General features: G+C 67.3%; 18 protein-coding genes. 3 read left to right on the top strand and 15 right to left on the bottom strand.

Translation table 11 applies throughout. The features are described from left to right. Nucleotides 1–155: 155 nt before the first annotated feature. From rplO to rplN, 12 genes are all read right to left on the bottom strand, one after another. Entirely contained in the window at nt 156–599 is a 444-nt protein-coding gene (rplO, locus tag FB390_RS01690; protein ID WP_067833562.1) for a 50S ribosomal protein L15, read from the bottom strand. A gap of 1 nt (nt 600) precedes the next feature. Continuing rightward, on the bottom strand, nt 601–780 hold the full coding sequence (gene rpmD, locus FB390_RS01695; protein WP_014349110.1) for a 50S ribosomal protein L30: 180 nt from the start codon (nt 778–780) through the stop codon (nt 601–603). Between the two features lie 2 nt (nt 781–782). Next, nucleotides 783–1,433: a 30S ribosomal protein S5 gene (gene rpsE / locus FB390_RS01700; protein WP_068056958.1), complete on the bottom strand. Its 651-nt coding sequence runs from the start codon at nt 1,431–1,433 to the stop codon at nt 783–785. A 31-nt stretch (nt 1,434–1,464) separates the two neighbouring features. Next, entirely contained in the window at nt 1,465–1,872 is a 408-nt protein-coding gene (rplR, locus tag FB390_RS01705; RefSeq protein ID WP_067785206.1) for a 50S ribosomal protein L18, read from the bottom strand. A gap of 2 nt (nt 1,873–1,874) precedes the next feature. Next, a complete protein-coding gene (rplF, locus tag FB390_RS01710) occupies nt 1,875–2,414 on the bottom strand; it encodes a 50S ribosomal protein L6 (RefSeq protein ID WP_141807368.1) in 540 nt (179 codons plus the stop codon). Nucleotides 2,415–2,428: 14 nt separating this feature from the next. Continuing rightward, entirely contained in the window at nt 2,429–2,827 is a 399-nt protein-coding gene (rpsH, locus tag FB390_RS01715; protein ID WP_067785212.1) for a 30S ribosomal protein S8, read from the bottom strand. A 350-nt stretch (nt 2,828–3,177) separates the two neighbouring features. Beyond that, nucleotides 3,178–3,417 (bottom strand): hypothetical protein, encoded by a 240-nt coding sequence (locus FB390_RS01720; RefSeq protein ID WP_141807369.1) that lies wholly within the window; start codon nt 3,415–3,417, stop codon nt 3,178–3,180. Nucleotides 3,418–3,589: 172 nt separating this feature from the next. After that, nucleotides 3,590–4,870: a Fic family protein gene (locus FB390_RS01725; protein ID WP_141807370.1), complete on the bottom strand. Its 1,281-nt coding sequence runs from the start codon at nt 4,868–4,870 to the stop codon at nt 3,590–3,592. Nucleotides 4,871–5,022: 152 nt separating this feature from the next. Then, complete coding sequence (locus FB390_RS01730; protein WP_014981705.1) at nt 5,023–5,208, bottom strand: type Z 30S ribosomal protein S14; 186 nt, start codon at nt 5,206–5,208, stop codon at nt 5,023–5,025. Between the two features lie 4 nt (nt 5,209–5,212). Then, nucleotides 5,213–5,776: a 50S ribosomal protein L5 gene (gene rplE, locus FB390_RS01735; RefSeq protein WP_141807371.1), complete on the bottom strand. Its 564-nt coding sequence runs from the start codon at nt 5,774–5,776 to the stop codon at nt 5,213–5,215. 1 nt (nt 5,777) lies between these two features. Next, nucleotides 5,778–6,092: a 50S ribosomal protein L24 gene (rplX, locus tag FB390_RS01740; protein WP_067785240.1), complete on the bottom strand. Its 315-nt coding sequence runs from the start codon at nt 6,090–6,092 to the stop codon at nt 5,778–5,780. 1 nt (nt 6,093) lies between these two features. Further along, entirely contained in the window at nt 6,094–6,462 is a 369-nt protein-coding gene (rplN, locus tag FB390_RS01745; RefSeq protein WP_014981702.1) for a 50S ribosomal protein L14, read from the bottom strand. 330 nt (nt 6,463–6,792) lie between these two features. On the opposite strand from rplN, the gene FB390_RS01750 reads away from it, so the two are divergent. Then, the gene (locus FB390_RS01750; protein WP_246123809.1) at nt 6,793–8,838 is read left to right on the top strand and encodes a M13 family metallopeptidase; all 2,046 of its coding nucleotides are present in this window, start codon (nt 6,793–6,795) and stop codon (nt 8,836–8,838) included. A 28-nt stretch (nt 8,839–8,866) separates the two neighbouring features. Here the strand turns inward: FB390_RS01750 and FB390_RS01755 are convergent, their stop codons facing one another. Next, the gene (locus FB390_RS01755) at nt 8,867–9,730 is read right to left on the bottom strand and encodes a TetR/AcrR family transcriptional regulator (protein WP_141807372.1); all 864 of its coding nucleotides are present in this window, start codon (nt 9,728–9,730) and stop codon (nt 8,867–8,869) included. A gap of 137 nt (nt 9,731–9,867) precedes the next feature. Between FB390_RS01755 and FB390_RS01760 the strand changes: the two genes are divergently transcribed. Then, complete coding sequence (locus FB390_RS01760; RefSeq protein ID WP_185756915.1) at nt 9,868–11,316, top strand: MFS transporter; 1,449 nt, start codon at nt 9,868–9,870, stop codon at nt 11,314–11,316. Between the two features lie 380 nt (nt 11,317–11,696). Here FB390_RS01760 and FB390_RS01770 read toward each other — a convergent pair whose 3' ends face one another. Continuing rightward, complete coding sequence (locus tag FB390_RS01770) at nt 11,697–12,785, bottom strand: MAB_1171c family putative transporter (protein ID WP_141807373.1); 1,089 nt, start codon at nt 12,783–12,785, stop codon at nt 11,697–11,699. Nucleotides 12,786–12,832: 47 nt separating this feature from the next. Next, nucleotides 12,833–13,414 carry a Uma2 family endonuclease gene (locus FB390_RS01775; protein ID WP_185756916.1) on the bottom strand — a complete coding sequence of 194 codons (582 nt, stop codon included), beginning with the start codon at nt 13,412–13,414 and terminating at the stop codon, nt 12,833–12,835. A gap of 145 nt (nt 13,415–13,559) precedes the next feature. On the opposite strand from FB390_RS01775, the gene FB390_RS01780 reads away from it, so the two are divergent. Further along, nucleotides 13,560–14,540: an ABC transporter substrate-binding protein gene (locus FB390_RS01780; RefSeq protein WP_141807375.1), complete on the top strand. Its 981-nt coding sequence runs from the start codon at nt 13,560–13,562 to the stop codon at nt 14,538–14,540. Nucleotides 14,541–14,562: the final 22 nt, after the last annotated feature.

A 14,562-nucleotide genomic window follows, 5' to 3' on the forward strand; every position in this document is an offset into this window, starting at 1 on the left:
TGGTCATGACATGGCTGTTTCAGCTTTGCCCGATTCCCTGGCGGACAGGGGGACGCCGAAAACCATGACGTGGCTTGGCAGACAACAATTGAACTCTAACAGTGGCACCGGACGAGCTCGTCACTCGTCCGGTGCCACCGCTTGTCAGAGTACCGTCAGCCCAGCTCGGTGACAGTGCCACCGGCGGCGGTGATCTTCTCCTTGGCGGCGCCGGTCACCTTGTCGACGGTCACCTGGACCGCGACACCGATCTCGCCGTCGCCGAGAACCTTGACCAGCTGGTTCTTGCGGACCGCGCCCGCGGCGACCAGCTCGGCCTTGCCGATCTCCCCGCCCTGCGGGAACAGCTCGGCGATCTTGCCGACGTTCACGACCTGGTACTCGGTACGGAACCGGTTCGTGAAGCCCTTCAGCTTGGGCAGCCGCATGTGCAGCGGCATCTGCCCGCCCTCGAAGGCGGCGGGGACGTTCTTGCGCGCCTTGGTGCCCTTGGTACCGCGGCCCGCCGTCTTGCCCTTGGAGCCCTCACCGCGACCCACGCGGGTCTTCTCGGTCTTGGCGCCGGGAGCCGGACGCAGGTGGTGCAACTTGATGGTCATGTCAGACCTCCTCAACTGTCACGAGGTGGCGCACGACGTTGATCAGCCCGCGGTTCTGGGCGTTGTCCTCACGCACGACGGACTTGCGGATGCCACGCAGACCGAGGGTCCGCAGGCTGTCGCGCTGATTCTGCTTGGCGCCGATCGAACTCTTGATCTGGGTCACCTTGAGATCTGCCATTGTCAGGCTCCCTGTCCCGCACGCGCACGCAGCATGCCCGCCGGAGCGACGTCCTCGAGGGGCAGGCCACGACGGGCCGCGACCTCTTCCGGACGCTGCAGCTGCTTGAGCGCGGCCACCGTCGCGTGCACGACGTTGATCGCGTTGTCGCTACCGAGCGACTTGGCCAGAATGTCGTGAATGCCAGCGCATTCCAGCACGGCACGAGCCGCGCCACCGGCGATCACACCGGTACCCGGGGAAGCCGGGCGCAGCATGACCACGCCGGCCGCCGCCTCACCCTGAACCGGGTGGGTGATGGTCGAGCCGATCATCGGGACGCGGAAGAAGCCCTTGCGAGCCTCCTCGACACCCTTCTGGATGGCCGCGGGAACTTCCTTGGCCTTGCCGTAGCCGACGCCGACCAGACCGTTGCCGTCACCGACGATCACGAGGGCGGTGAAGCTGAAGCGACGACCACCCTTCACGACCTTGGAGACGCGGTTGATCGCGACGACGCGCTCGAGCTGGTTCTTCTCGGCCGCGTTGTCCCGACGGTCGCCGCCACCGCGACGATCGCCACCGCCGCGACGATCGCCGCGGCCGCCCTCGGGGTTGCTGCCATTCTGTCCGGCGGGTCCGTTTCCGCCGTCACGCCGCTGACGTCCCGGCATCAGACGTTCCTTCCGTTCGCAATCTTCATCATCAGAACTTCAACCCGCCTTCGCGAGCGGCATCGGCCAGTGCGGCGATGCGGCCGTGGTAGTCGTGGCCACCACGGTCGAACACGACGGCCTCGACACCGGCAGCCTTGGCGCGGGCGGCGATCAGCTCGCCGACCTTCTTGCCCTTGGCGGTCTTGTCGCCCTCCACCGCGCGCACGTCGGCCTCGATCGAGGAGGCGGCGGCGATGGTCTTGCCGAGCGAGTCGTCGACCAACTGCGCGTGCAGATGGCGCGAGGAGCGGTTGACCACCAGGCGCGGACGCTCGGTGGTGCCGGCGACCTTCTTGCGCAGGCGGAAGTGACGACGCGTCTTCGACAGACGACGCTGGGTCGAGGAGTCCTTGCCCAGCGGGATGCGCTTGGCCTTCTGGTTTTCGGTTTGCGCCATGATCACTTACCCGTCTTTCCGACCTTGCGGCGAACGACCTCGCCTGCGTAGCGGATGCCCTTGCCCTTGTACGGGTCGGGCTTGCGCAGGCCGTGGATGACCGCCGAAATCTGGCCGACCTTCTGCTTGTCGATTCCGGACACGGAGAACTTGGTGGGCGATTCCACCGCGAAGGTGATGCCCTCGGGAGCCTCGACGGGCACCGGGTGGCTGTAGCCGAGCGCGAACTCGAGGTTCGAGCCCTTGGCCTGCACGCGGTAACCGACGCCGAAGATTTCCATCTTCTTCTCGTAGCCCTTGGTCACGCCCTCGATCATGTTCGAGATCAGCGTGCGGGTCAGGCCGTGCAGCGAGCGGTTGCGGCGCTCGTCGTTCGGGCGGACGACCTCGAGCTGGCCGTCTTCGCCGCGGGCGACGGTGATCGGCTCGGCGACCACGTGCGACAGGGTGCCCTTGGGACCCTTCACCGACACGTTCTGGCCGTCGATGTTCACCTCGACACCGGACGGGATTGCGATGGGCTTCTTACCAATGCGCGACATTGTCCTGACCTCCCTTACCAGACGTAAGCGAGGACTTCGCCGCCCACGCCGCTCTGTGCCGCCTGCTTGTCGGTCAGCAGACCCTGCGACGTGGAGATGATGGCCACGCCGAGGCCGCCCAGGACCTTGGGCAGGTTGGTGGATTTCGCGTACACACGCAGACCGGGCTTGGAGACGCGGCGCACGCCGGCGAGGCTGCGCTCACGGCTCGGGCCGTACTTGAGGTCGACGATGAGCGTCTTGCCCACCTGCGCGTCCTCGGTCCGGTAATCGGCGATGTAACCCTCGCGCTTGAGGATCTCGGCGATGTTCGCCTTGAGCTTCGAGTGCGGAGCCTTCACCTGATCGTGGTACGCCGAGTTGGCGTTGCGCAGACGGGTCAGGAAGTCTGCGATCGGATCAGTCATGGTCATAGTTCGACCTCGACACCTTTCTCGCTGCGGTTCCCATACAGCACCCGCGCGCCCGAGGGCGCGCCGATGGTGGGCCTACAACAATTCGGCTGGTCCGGTCGGCAACTGCCGACCGGCGGGGTACGTATCGCCCGGATCGGTACACATGCGGACATGGGGGTGCCCAGGCAACCGCTCTAGTGTAGGCAATGGTCTGACCAGGACAAAATCGGGGTCGGAGACCCGTCGCGGCACCGGCCATGGCGCAAGCGGGCCATCCGGCTCGCAATCACCTCTAGCCGCGCGATGGCATCGAACGCGCGAAAGCGCGGACTCCGGGAGTCCACGCTTTCGCCTCACCTGGCTGACGCTCAGCGGCAAGCCGGGTTCGGGTGCTGCTGCGTGCTGCCCCACGGACCACACATCAGCAGCTTGAGCAGGCCCAGCGGGAAGTCGAGGGCCGCGGAGCCGGTGCCCGAGGAACCGGAATCGGCGACCGGTGCGGCCTGCGGCGCCACCGGAGCCGGGGCCGCCATCGCGGGCGCGGCACCCGCGCCCAGGATGGCCACGGACGCGGCGGCGACAACGAATTTTGTTGCGAGATGGGTCATTTCATCCTCCATGTGATAGTCCACACGGAAGATCGGCAATCAGAAACGATTGTTACTACAAATTGAGATAACGCCCCGATCCGAAGCTGTTCTTAACATTGCCCGGGCGACAACACCGATCAGGGACCCGAGCCACCCCGCTCGGTTTCAGAGGCGGACATTGCCCTGCGAGTCAGCGGAAGGGGCGGCGGGGTACAGGGCGGTTTGGATCCGAAGTCCGCGTGTCACCGTCCGGACTGGCGAGGCGTCGTTCGAGAGCGGTGAACGCGGTGATCGCTTCGGTGGACTCGAAGGCTCGGTTGCGGCGGCCGATGGTCAGCTGGCGGAGGATTCCGGCTTCCGTCAAGCGCTCGACGGCGGCGTTCGCGGCGGGGAAGCTGCGTCCGGTCAGCGTTGCCGCGGTTGAGACGGTGAGGATCGGGGCGCCGACGAGCTTGCCGAGGAGCAGGTCGAGTGCGGAGTTCGCGCGCACTGGCGCCACTCGTTCCCGCCACGAGCGCTCGAGATCGGCGGCTTTGACTTCGAACGCCGTTGCGTCCTCGGCCGCGCGGGTGCATGCCGCAGCGAAGCGCCCCACCCAGGTGTTCAGATCGTCGATGGCTCGTGTTGATCCCGCAGAACCTATGTGCCGGAAGCGATTCAGGCCGTCGACATAACTGTCGCTCCAAGTGGCGAGCACCAGCGACACCGGCGCGACGACGCGTTCGGCGACACCGCGGCGGCGCAGCACGAGATGGATCAGCGCTCGCCCCGTGCGACCGTTGCCGTCGATGAACGGGTGAATCGTCTCGAACTGGGCGTGCGCGATCGCGGCTTGTGCGACGGCAGGCAAGTCGTCGCTGTTGCAGAAGTCGATCAGATCCTTCATCAGCTCGGGCACGTACTCCGGCGGCGGCGGAACGAATGCGGCCGAGCACGGGTTGAAGGAGCTGCCGCCGATCCAGTTCTGCACGTCACGTAGGCATCCGCCGTGGTGAGCGAGTTTGGTTCCTGCCAGCAACCGACGATGGACCTCGAGCATGACGTCCTCGCCGATCGGCTCGCCGCGACCGACGGCATTGGTGGCCACCGCCATCGCGTCGATATTCGCCAGCACCTCAGTGGCGGTCACATCCGAGGTCTCGCCCTCCAACTGCCGCGCCGCCTCCGCGCGCAAAAGCCGCCGAGCACCGATCTCCAGCCCCTCGATCCTCGACGATGCGACAGCTTCGGCGCGTAGCAGCAATCGAAACAGTGCTTCCGTCTCGACCAGTGCTTTCGCTTCGGTGTCGAGTCGGGCGATGGCGACCTCGGCATCGACGACGTCGGCTGCGGTCTCGCTGGTCAGCACGATGGGGCGGCCGGCCAACGGGTCGGGCAGGTACGCCTCGTACGTGCCCGAGCCGCGGTCTCTGCGAGACAGACCGCCACCGTCCAGGTTTCCGGTCCACTGCCGCCGCACAAGTTTTGCCATCACACCTCCCTTATTTAAGGTTAGCATTCAACCTTTAATAAGGAGCGCGGTAACTATCGCTTTCTGGCAGTGCCGAACGCACAAAGGCACGGACTCGTTCGGAGTCCGTGCCTTTGTTGCGTTGTGCGGGCGCGCTCACGAGGAGCGCGAGCTCACCAGGAGCTCTTGTGCACGCCCGGCAGCTCGCCGCGGTGCGCCATTTCGCGCAGGCACACGCGGCACAGGCCGAACTTGCGGTAGACAGCGTGCGGGCGGCCGCAGCGCTGGCAGCGGGTGTAGGCGCGCACCGCGAACTTCGGCTTGGCGTTGGCCTTGTTGACCAGTGCTTTCTTAGCCATGTGCTCAGTTCTCCTTGAACGGGAAGCCGAGGTGCTTCAGCAGGGCACGGCCTTCTTCGTTGTTGGTCGCGGTGGTCACCACGGTGATGTCCATACCGCGCGGGCGGTCGATCTTGTCCACGTCGATCTCGTGGAACATCGACTGCTCGCTCAGGCCGAACGTGTAGTTGCCGTTGCCGTCGAACTGCTTCGGCGACAGGCCGCGGAAGTCGCGGATACGGGGCAGCGCGATGGAGACCAGGCGGTCCAGGAACTCCCACATGCGGTCGCCGCGCAGGGTGACCTTCGCGCCGATCGGCATGCCCTCACGCAGCTTGAACTGCGCGATGGACTTGGTCGCCTTGCGGATCTGCGGCTTCTGACCGGTGATGAGGGCCAGGTCCTCGACGGCGCCGTTGATCAGCTTGGCGTCGCGGGCGGCGTCGCCGACACCCATGTTCACGACGACCTTCACCACGCCCGGGATCTGCATCACGTTGGCGTAGTTGAACTCGCTGTTCAGCGCGTCCTTGATCTCGGCGCGGTAGCGCTCCTTGAGGCGCGGCTGGGTCTTCTCAGAGGTGGTCATGTCAGATGTCCTTCCCGTTCTTACGGGAGATCCGGACCCGCTTGCCGTTCTCGTCGGTCCGGTAGCCGATGCGGGTCGGCTTGCCGTCGGAGTCGACGACCATCACGTTCGACACGTGGATGGGGGCTTCCTGGGTCACGATGCCGCCCGAGGAGGCGCCGCGCTGGGTGGCGGAGTTCGCGACGTGCTTCTTGATCCGGTTCACGCCCTCGACGAGGACCTTGTTGGTCGCCGGGTAGGCCTGGATGACCTTGCCCTTGGCGCCCTTGTCCTTACCCGAGACGACGAGCACGGTGTCGCCCTTGTGCACCTTCATGTCAGAGCACCTCCGGAGCCAGCGAGACGATCTTCATGAACTTCTTGTCGCGCAGCTCGCGGCCGACCGGGCCGAAGATACGGGTGCCGCGCGGATCGTTGTCCGCCTTGATGAGAACGGCGGCGTTCTCGTCGAACTTGATGTAGGAACCGTCCGGACGACGACGCTCCTTGACGGTGCGCACGACGACGGCCTTCACCACGTCACCACGCTTGACGTTGCCGCCGGGGATGGCGTCCTTCACGGTGGCGACGATGATGTCGCCGATACCGGCATAGCGACGCGACGAACCACCGAGAACGCGGATGCAGAGGATTTCCTTCGCACCCGTGTTGTCGGCGACGCGCAGTCGCGACTCCTGCTGAATCACTTCAGCCTCCTTGACCTGGACGTATACGCACGCCGGATTGCCGACCCGACGGACATGGTCGTGTCACCACCCGAACGCGCGCCTACCAGCGGTTTCGTACGGTCTGAGCAAGAACTCGAGAGCCGACCACTGGGGGTTCGCGGCCAGGATGCGGGCACAGCTCCCGCAGGCAACCGGTCTAGTGTATGGGAATCCCCAGGTCGTTCCCAAATCGGGGCCGCCCGGTGAGGAATCCGTGCCGCCGACCCGCCGCGCCGGTAGCCTCGGCCGAACGAACGTCGCCATCGATCACAACGTGCGGGCGTGGACCGCATCGGGGAGAGGATTCACGTGACATCAACCGGTCGTCGCGCCCAGCTGGACCGTCGCGCCTTCCTGGTCGCGCTCGGGGTCGCCGCTCCCGCCGCGGCGCTGCTCGCGTCCTGCTCGAACGACGGCAACGCGAACACCGTACAGCTGACCGGTGTCGACATGGGCGGCGCCGACCCGCTGATCCGGCCGCAGGACGACCTGTACCGGCACGTCAACGGCGCGTGGCTGCGCGACTACCAGCTACCGCCGGACAAGTCCGAGGTCGGTGCGATCAGCGAGGCGGTCGACCGCACCACCGAACAGCTGCGCGCCATCATCGAGCGCATCCAGAACCCGGAGCCGGGTTCCGAGGCGCAGCAGATCCGGGATCTGTACGACGCCCGGCTCGACCTGGAGGAGATCGAGCGACTCGGCATGAGCCCGCTGGCGGATCTCTTCGCGAAGATCGACGGCGCGGCGACCAAGGCCGAGCTGGCCAAGGTGATGGCCGAGCTGCCGATCGGCGGCCTGATCGGCCTCGGCATCAACATCGACCGCAAGAACTCCAGCGCCTACATTCCCACGATCGGGCAGTCCGGCCTGGTCCTCGGCGAGCAGTACTACCGCAAGCCCGAGTTCGCCACCCAGCTCGCGGGCTACAAGGTCTACCTGGAGAAGATGGCCGCGGGCGCGGGCTTCGCCGATCCGGCGGGGCTGGCGCAGCGGGTGCTCGATCTGGAGACCAGGATCGCCGCCGCGCACTGGGACAACGTGCGCGTGCGCGACACCGACGCCACCTACAACCTGATGAGCTGGACCGAGATGACAGCTCTCGCACCGCAATTCGACTGGGACCAGTGGATGGCGGGTAACACGGACCGGCCGAGGTCGCTGTTCGAGCAGATCGTGGTCAGGCAGCCGTCGTTCGTCACCGCGGCCGGCCAGCTGTGGGCCGAGGTGGACATCGCGCAGTGGCGGGAGTACCTGCGCGTGCACGTCACCAACGCCTACGCGCGTTTCCTGCCCAAGGCCATCGCCGACGCGCGGTTCGAGTTCGTCGGCAAGGTGCTCGGCGGTCTGGAGGAGCGGCCCGAGCTGTGGAAGTCGGCGGTGGGCGTGGTGGACGACAACCTCGGCGAGCAGCTCGGCAAGCTGTACGTGGACGAGCACTTCCCGCCGGAAGCGAAGAAGCGCGCTCAGGAGATGGTCGACGACCTGATGGCCGCCTACCGGGACGACTTCACGAAGTCGTCCTGGATGTCGCAGCCCACCCGGGAGGCCGCGCTGGCCAAGCTCGCCAAGATCACGGTCAAGATCGGCTATCCGGACAAGTGGGTCGACTACTCGGAGCTGAAGATCACCAGGGGCAAGCTGATCGAGTCGCTGCGCGCGGTCAACGCCTTCGAGGTCAAGCGGGCGTTCGACCGGCTCGGCACCCCGGTCGACAAGGAGGAGTGGGCGATGTCGCCGCAGACGGTGAACGCCTACTACTCCCCCACCAACAACGAGATCGCTTTTCCCGCAGCGTATTTGCAGCCGCCGAACTTCGACAAGGACGCGACCACCGCGGTGAACTACGGCGCGGTCGGCGCGACCATCGGCCACGAGATCGGTCACGGCTTCGACGACCAGGGCGCCAAGTACGACGGCGACGGCAACCGCCGCGACTGGTGGACCCCGGAGGATCTGGCCGCGTTCAAGACCAAGACCGATCAGATCATCGCGCAGTACGACGGTCTGGTGCCCGAGGGTCTGGACCCCAAGTACAAGGTGGACGGCAAGCTGACGGTCGGCGAGAACCTGGCCGACCTGCGCGGCCTGCAGATCGCACTGGCCGCCTACCGGATCGCCGCGGAACGCGAGGGCGTCGCGCCCGACTACCGCGAGATGTTCTTCTCGCACGCGCGCACCTGGCGGGAGAAGCAAACCGAAGAGGCCGCCATCTCCCGTCTCCAGGACACGCACGCCCCCAACGAATTCCGCTGCAACCAGGTGGTGCGCAACATCGCGGAGTTCTACACCACCTTCGAGGTGAAGGAAGGCGACGAGCTGTTCCTGCCGCCGGACCAGCGGGTCAGTCTGTAGGACGGCCGGAAGTTTGCCGTCGACGGCGTCAGCGCGTGCCCGATCGCGGCGCGAGTAAGCCGTCGACGAGGGCGCGCAGGCCATCGGCGTAGGTGTCGGTGGCGCTGAGGGCGGCCCACCGCGGGCCGAGTTCGGCTAGGCGCGGCAGCGTTTCGGGGTCGAGGTCGGCGAAGACCTGATCGCGGTAGGTGGGCCGCTGGTCGGCGGCGCGCCGAACGGCGTTGCCGCGGATCAGGATTTCGCCCGCGGTGTAGTGCCAGATGGCGCGGTAGGCGTGCGCCGCGCGGTCGAGGGTGAGGCCCGCGGCGACGGCGGCGTCGATGATGTTTTCGCTGACCCACAGCGCGGACAGGCCGAACAGATCGCCCTCGGTGAGCACCTCGACGATCCACGGCCGAGCGGCGAGCACGTCGTGCATCGCGGTGGCGGCGACCAGGATTCGCTGTTTCGGGTCATCGGGGAGGTCCGGCCAGGTGACCTGGTCGGCGTAGTCGTTCAGCAACATGCGCAGCAGGTCGTCCTTGTCGCGCACGTGGTGGTAGAGCGCCATCGGCGTGCAGCCGAGTTCGGTGGCGAGTCTGCGCATCGTCAGCTTCTCGACGCCTTCCGCGTCGAGCACCTTGTGCGCGGCCGCGACGATCTCCGCGCGGGAGATGCGGGCGGGTCGGCCGGTGCGGCGGTCCGACGGTGCGCGTCCGACGGATCGCGCACGCTCGCCCGACGACTCGATGTCGGCCGTCTCCCTCCGCTTGCCCGACTCGTCGCCGGTTGCCTGCGCAGGCTCGCCCGACGGCTCGTTGCGGGGCGCCTGCACACGCGCACCCGACGGCTTGCGTCGTCCTGCGGTGGCGCGCTCGCCGGACGGTTCGCGCTGCGAAGACGAAGGGGGCATGGGTTCCATCTTCGCCCACGGCGGCAGAACGCGGGCCTGGGGTGCGCCGTGCGACAAAGGCGTCGGCGCGGTGCGCAGCTCGCCCACTACGCGACGAAGGTGTGGACAGAGATGCGCCGCGCGGTTAGTTTTTATACGTGTATAAAAACTCGAATCAGCGACCGGGCGTGGCGTTGACGGCGGTCGCTGTCGCGCAGTTCATGGTCGCGTTGGACATGGCGGTGGTGAATGTGGCGCTGCCCGCGATCCGGGCCGAGCTCGGGTTCGCGCCGCTCGATCTGGCGTGGGTGGTCCACGTCTACGCCCTGACTTTCGGCGGTTTTCTGCTGCTCGGCGGCAAGTCCGCCGATGTGTTCGGGCGGCGCAGGCTCTTCCTCGGTGGTCTCGTCGTCTTCGGAATCGCTTCGTTGGCAGGCGGTTTCGCGCAGGCGCCGTGGGAACTGGTCGCGGTGAGGGCGATTCAGGGCCTCGCCGCCGCGGCGGTCGCACCCGCCGCACTCGCGACGCTCACCACCACCTTCGCCGAAGGGCCCGCCAGGGTTCGGGCGCTCGGTGTGTGGGGTGCGGTGAACGCGGCGGGCGGTGCGATGGGCGTGCTGGTCGGCGGGCTGCTCACCGAATATCTGAGCTGGCGCTGGGTGATGTTGATCAACGTGCCGATCGTGGTCGTCGCGGTGGGCGCGGTGCTGGCGGGCGTCGCGCCCGGCGCGGCGGGCGGTGCGGCGAAACGGCTGGACATGGTCGGCGCGGTGCTGGCCACCGGCGGTGTCGGTCTGCTGGTGCTCGGCGTGATCGGCACCGAGCGCCACGGCTGGCTCTCGGCGACCACCGGCGCGACGTTGGCGGTCGCGGCGGTGGCGCTCGCCGCGTTCGTCGGCTGGGAAGCGCGGGCGGCGGATCCGCTGCTGCGCATCGGGTTGTTCGCCAATCGCTGGGTGAGCGGCGCGAATCTGTTCGTATTCCTAGCCAGCGCAGGGCAATTCGCGGCCTTCTACCTGATGTCGCTGTACCTCCAGCAGGTGCTCGGGATGAGGGCGGGAGTGGCGGGCGCGGCGTTCGTGCCGTTCTCGCTCGCGGTGATCGCGGGCACCGTGGCGGCCGCCAAGCTCGGCGCGCGTCGGTCGCCGCGCGGCGCGCTGGTCGCGGGCGGTGCGATCACGGCCGTCGGCATCGGATGGTTCGCGCTGATCAGTCCGGACGGCAACTTCCTCGCCGATGTGCTCGGTCCGTCGCTGATCGGCGGGTTCGGACTCGGATTGTGCCTCGCGCCGGTCGCGACCGCGGCGACGATGGGCGTCGCGCGCACCGAAGCCGGAATGGCCTCGGGAGTCTTCAACAGCGCGCGGCAGCTGGGCGGCAGCATCGGCGTCGCCGCGCTGGCCACGCTTGCCGCCACCCGCACCGGCAACCGGATGGACCCGGTCGGCCTCAACGAGGGCTACGCGCTCGGTCTGACCGTGGCCGCCCTGCTCTTCGTGACGGCGGCGATGGTAGCGGCCTTCGCGCTACCCCGGAACGACCGAGCGACGAGCCCGCGGGACTTCGAAAACCCACTCTCGGAAGAGCTTTCCGAGTCGAACCGATGAAAGGAAAATCCATGACACCGATCGACCTGTTCGCCCGCGCCCTCCGATTCCACCCCGACGGCAACGTCGAGGTCGGCCCCCGCCGCATGGCCGACGACTCCGGCGGCTGGCAGCTGGCCGCCTTCCAGGTGGAAACCGACGCCGACGTGCACGCCGACCACTGGGAGATCCACCCGTCCAGCGCGGAAGCCGTCTGCTGCCTCTCCGGTGGTTCCGTCTCTACCTGCGCCCGGAGCACCCTGGCGATCCCGAAACCGTGGTTCCCCTGCGCGCGGGCGCCGCCTTCGTCGTTCCGCGAAACCGTTGGCACCGCATCGAACTCGATCGACCCTCGACCGTCATGTCCATCGGTCTGCGTGGCGGAACCCGTCAGGAGCGCGTCACCCCGTGACGCCGACGCCCTGCTTCGACCACTCCTTGGCGAGCCGGAGCAGATCGCGCAGGCCCGTAGTGCGGTCGTCGGCTCTGATCAATTCCGGGGCAGCGGTGTGGATGCCGTCGCGTGCGCGCGGCGGCATACCGGAAGTTTTCGCCCGTACGGCGTGCGCGATTCGCCTCGCGTAGGCATCCATGCCCGGCTCGTCCGACGACGCGGGCTCGTACGGGCGCAGGTGCATCAGCGCGTCCTGGATCTCGACCGTCATCCGGTACAGCCGCGACATCGGCTCGCCGCGATGCGAATCGTCGGGCAGCAACACGATTTCCGGGACGGCAGCGGTGAGATCGCGCCACAGCGGACGCAACCGCCTGCACGCACGGCCGTCGCGATCGAACCCGCTGCGCACCAGCACCGCACTCAGCAGCGGGATCGCGATCAACGCCGTCACCACCGCAAGCATCACGAAAGTAGTTACGGCCCATGGTAAGCCGGGCTCGATGGTCCGCATGCCCGCGATGATGCGGAGCGCCCCGACGCCCGAGGCGAAGCAGCAGTACAGCCCGAAGGCGAGCAGAGCGAAGTATGCCCAACGCTCCCGCGGCGTCGGATCAGGTGTGCGCAGTTCCCTCACGCACGCCCTGGCGATCAGCGCTCCGCAACTGATGGCGACGAAACTGCCCGCCGTCCAGATCACCCTGTTCTGGGCGGCGGGGGTGCCGAGCGGCCAGCCGAGCAGGTCGACCAGCGCGGGACCCAGCAGGATGACCGCGCCGGTCGCGGCACCGACCCTGTTGTACCTCCGCTGCCGGGATCGCAGCGTCTCGGCGTCCATACCGTCGAGCAGCCTGGCGAACCCGTACGCGTAGGCCAGCGTCATGGCGCCGACTCCGAGAAACAACCGCTCCCCCAGATCGCGCATGCCCAGCACGCTCGCGATCTCGTACAGCACTATCGCCGCCAGGTCCCAGCTCAACGTCGCGTTGATCAGCCGATCGATCAGCAACTCGTTCACCAGGAACCAGCGCCCCCCGACGATCGCGGCGAGGAACACGGTCACCGCCGCCACGACAACGAGCGGCACAGTACTCACGCCAGCACTTTAATCCGCCAGCAGCCGGAAGCGATTCGCCTGGTCGACTAGCGAACGAGGTCGGCGAAGCCGATTTCGCCGACGACGACATGCTCGAGCTCGAGGAACCCTTCCCGGTGCAGCCGGTGCAGGCGGTACTCCCCCGCGTGCGCGTCGAGACGGAATTCGCGCACCTCTTCGATCTCGTACTTGGTGTCGAGTGAAATCACCAGGTACAGCGGGATTCCTACCCGGGCGTACTGCGCTTTCTTGTCGAGCAGGTCTTCGGCCGCCGTCGAAGGCGCCGACACCTCGACCACGATCAGGGCGTCGGCGGCCTCTGGTTTCGCGCCGCGTTCGGGTAGGCAGCGGTAGACGGTGACGTCCGGTCGACGGAAGGTGAACTTCGGCACCCGCCACAGCACCACGTCGATATCGGTCTCGGCCCGAATGCACGGCTCGGTGCTCGGCAGTTGCTCCATGGCGCTCGCTAGCCTGCGCGCGACCCGATTGTGTTCGGGCGCCGGTGACTCGCAAACGATCACGTGCCCGTGCACCACCTCGATCTCGCGGGCGATGTTCTCCGGCAGCCGACGGTACTGCTCTTCGGTCATCTCGTGCGGCAGCCGCTCCGGCAGCTCCGTGGTCATGGCAGCAACGTACCGAGCCGAAGCGGCGGCATATCTATCCGACCAGGGGCGGACGCGAGATATGGATAGGTTAGGCTTGGCTGACTTGTTCTGGTGGCTCGGTGAGGGCCGGTCGAGGAGTTCCTCGGTGAAGGAGGGTTCAACGATGAGGTCTGTTCGAGCGTCCCGCGGGTGGGCGCGGGCGGCGGTGGCCGTGCTGGCCGGCGCCATGGCCCTCGGCGTCACCGCATGCGGCTCGTCGAGCGACGCGACGGGCGGGGACGGCGAGTCGATCACCGTCAGCCACGTCAGGGGCGAGACCACCATCACCGGGGTCCCGGAGAAGATCGTCGTGCTGGGCAACCAGTGGCTCGACACCAGCCTCGCGCTCGGCGTGACGCCCGCCGCCTACATCGACAACGTCGCCGTGCTCGGCAAGAGCGCGCCGCCGTGGCAGCCGAAGCTGGGCGAGTCCGCGAAGCCGCTGAACACCACGGGTAATTTGGCCGAGCAGGTCGCGGCGCTGGAACCGGACCTGATCCTGGCCGACTCCTTCATCGCCGACCAGAAGAACTACGACGAGTTCTCCAAGGTCGCGCCGACCCTGCCCGGCTTGAGCAAGGAAATCATCACGCCCTGGCAGGATCTGGTGACCACGCTCGGCAAGGTGCTGCACAAGCAGGACGAGGCCGCCAAGCTGGTCGCGGGAGTCAACGACAAGATCGCGGGCATCACCGCGGCCAACCCCGGCCTGCGGGGCAAGACCTTCGCGAGCACCTGGCTGGCCAGCATGACCCAGCTGATGGTTCTCAACGACCCGAACGACGGCTCGGCCAAGGTGTTCGCCCAGCTCGGCCTCGGCATCCCGAAGAACCTCGTCGACCTGCCCGCCAACCAGGGCCGCGTCGCCCTGTCGCCGGAGCGTATCAACGAGCTGACCGCCGACCTGCTGCTCGCCGGTTACTCGACCGGTATGGACGAGAAGTGGCGCCAGCTGCCCGGTTACGCGGAATTGCCCGCGGTACGGAAGGACTCGGTCGTCTTCCTCACCACGCAGGAGATCACCGCGGTCAACCAGCCGACCGTACTGTCCACCCCGTACATCCTGGACAAGCTGTCGCCCGCGCTGGCCAACGCCGCGAAGTAAGCGAAAACGCGAGAAGTAATAG

The organism is Nocardia bhagyanarayanae, from assembly GCF_006716565.1.
GTDB classification, from domain to species: Bacteria; Actinomycetota; Actinomycetes; order Mycobacteriales; family Mycobacteriaceae; genus Nocardia; species Nocardia bhagyanarayanae.

Bases quoted from the DNA above. Each gene is read 5' to 3' on its own strand.
- rplO (WP_067833562.1), bottom strand. From the start codon at position 599: ATGACCATCAAGTTGCACCACCTGCGTCCGGCTCCCGGCGCCAAGACC.
- rpmD (WP_014349110.1), bottom strand. From the start codon at position 780: ATGGCAGATCTCAAGGTGACCCAGATCAAGAGTTCGATCGGCGCCAAG.
- rpsE (WP_068056958.1), bottom strand. From the start codon at position 1,433: ATGCCGGGACGTCAGCGGCGTGACGGCGGAAACGGACCCGCCGGACAG.
- rplR (WP_067785206.1), bottom strand. From the start codon at position 1,872: ATGGCGCAAACCGAAAACCAGAAGGCCAAGCGCATCCCGCTGGGCAAG.
- rplF (WP_141807368.1), bottom strand. From the start codon at position 2,414: ATGTCGCGCATTGGTAAGAAGCCCATCGCAATCCCGTCCGGTGTCGAG.
- rpsH (WP_067785212.1), bottom strand. From the start codon at position 2,827: ATGACCATGACTGATCCGATCGCAGACTTCCTGACCCGTCTGCGCAAC.
- FB390_RS01720 (WP_141807369.1), bottom strand. From the start codon at position 3,417: ATGACCCATCTCGCAACAAAATTCGTTGTCGCCGCCGCGTCCGTGGCC.
- FB390_RS01725 (WP_141807370.1), bottom strand. From the start codon at position 4,870: ATGGCAAAACTTGTGCGGCGGCAGTGGACCGGAAACCTGGACGGTGGC.
- FB390_RS01730 (WP_014981705.1), bottom strand. From the start codon at position 5,208: ATGGCTAAGAAAGCACTGGTCAACAAGGCCAACGCCAAGCCGAAGTTC.
- rplE (WP_141807371.1), bottom strand. From the start codon at position 5,776: ATGACCACCTCTGAGAAGACCCAGCCGCGCCTCAAGGAGCGCTACCGC.
- rplX (WP_067785240.1), bottom strand. From the start codon at position 6,092: ATGAAGGTGCACAAGGGCGACACCGTGCTCGTCGTCTCGGGTAAGGAC.
- FB390_RS01755 (WP_141807372.1), bottom strand. From the start codon at position 9,730: ATGCCCCCTTCGTCTTCGCAGCGCGAACCGTCCGGCGAGCGCGCCACC.
- FB390_RS01775 (WP_185756916.1), bottom strand. From the start codon at position 13,414: ATGACCACGGAGCTGCCGGAGCGGCTGCCGCACGAGATGACCGAAGAG.
- FB390_RS01780 (WP_141807375.1), top strand. From the start codon at position 13,560: ATGAGGTCTGTTCGAGCGTCCCGCGGGTGGGCGCGGGCGGCGGTGGCC.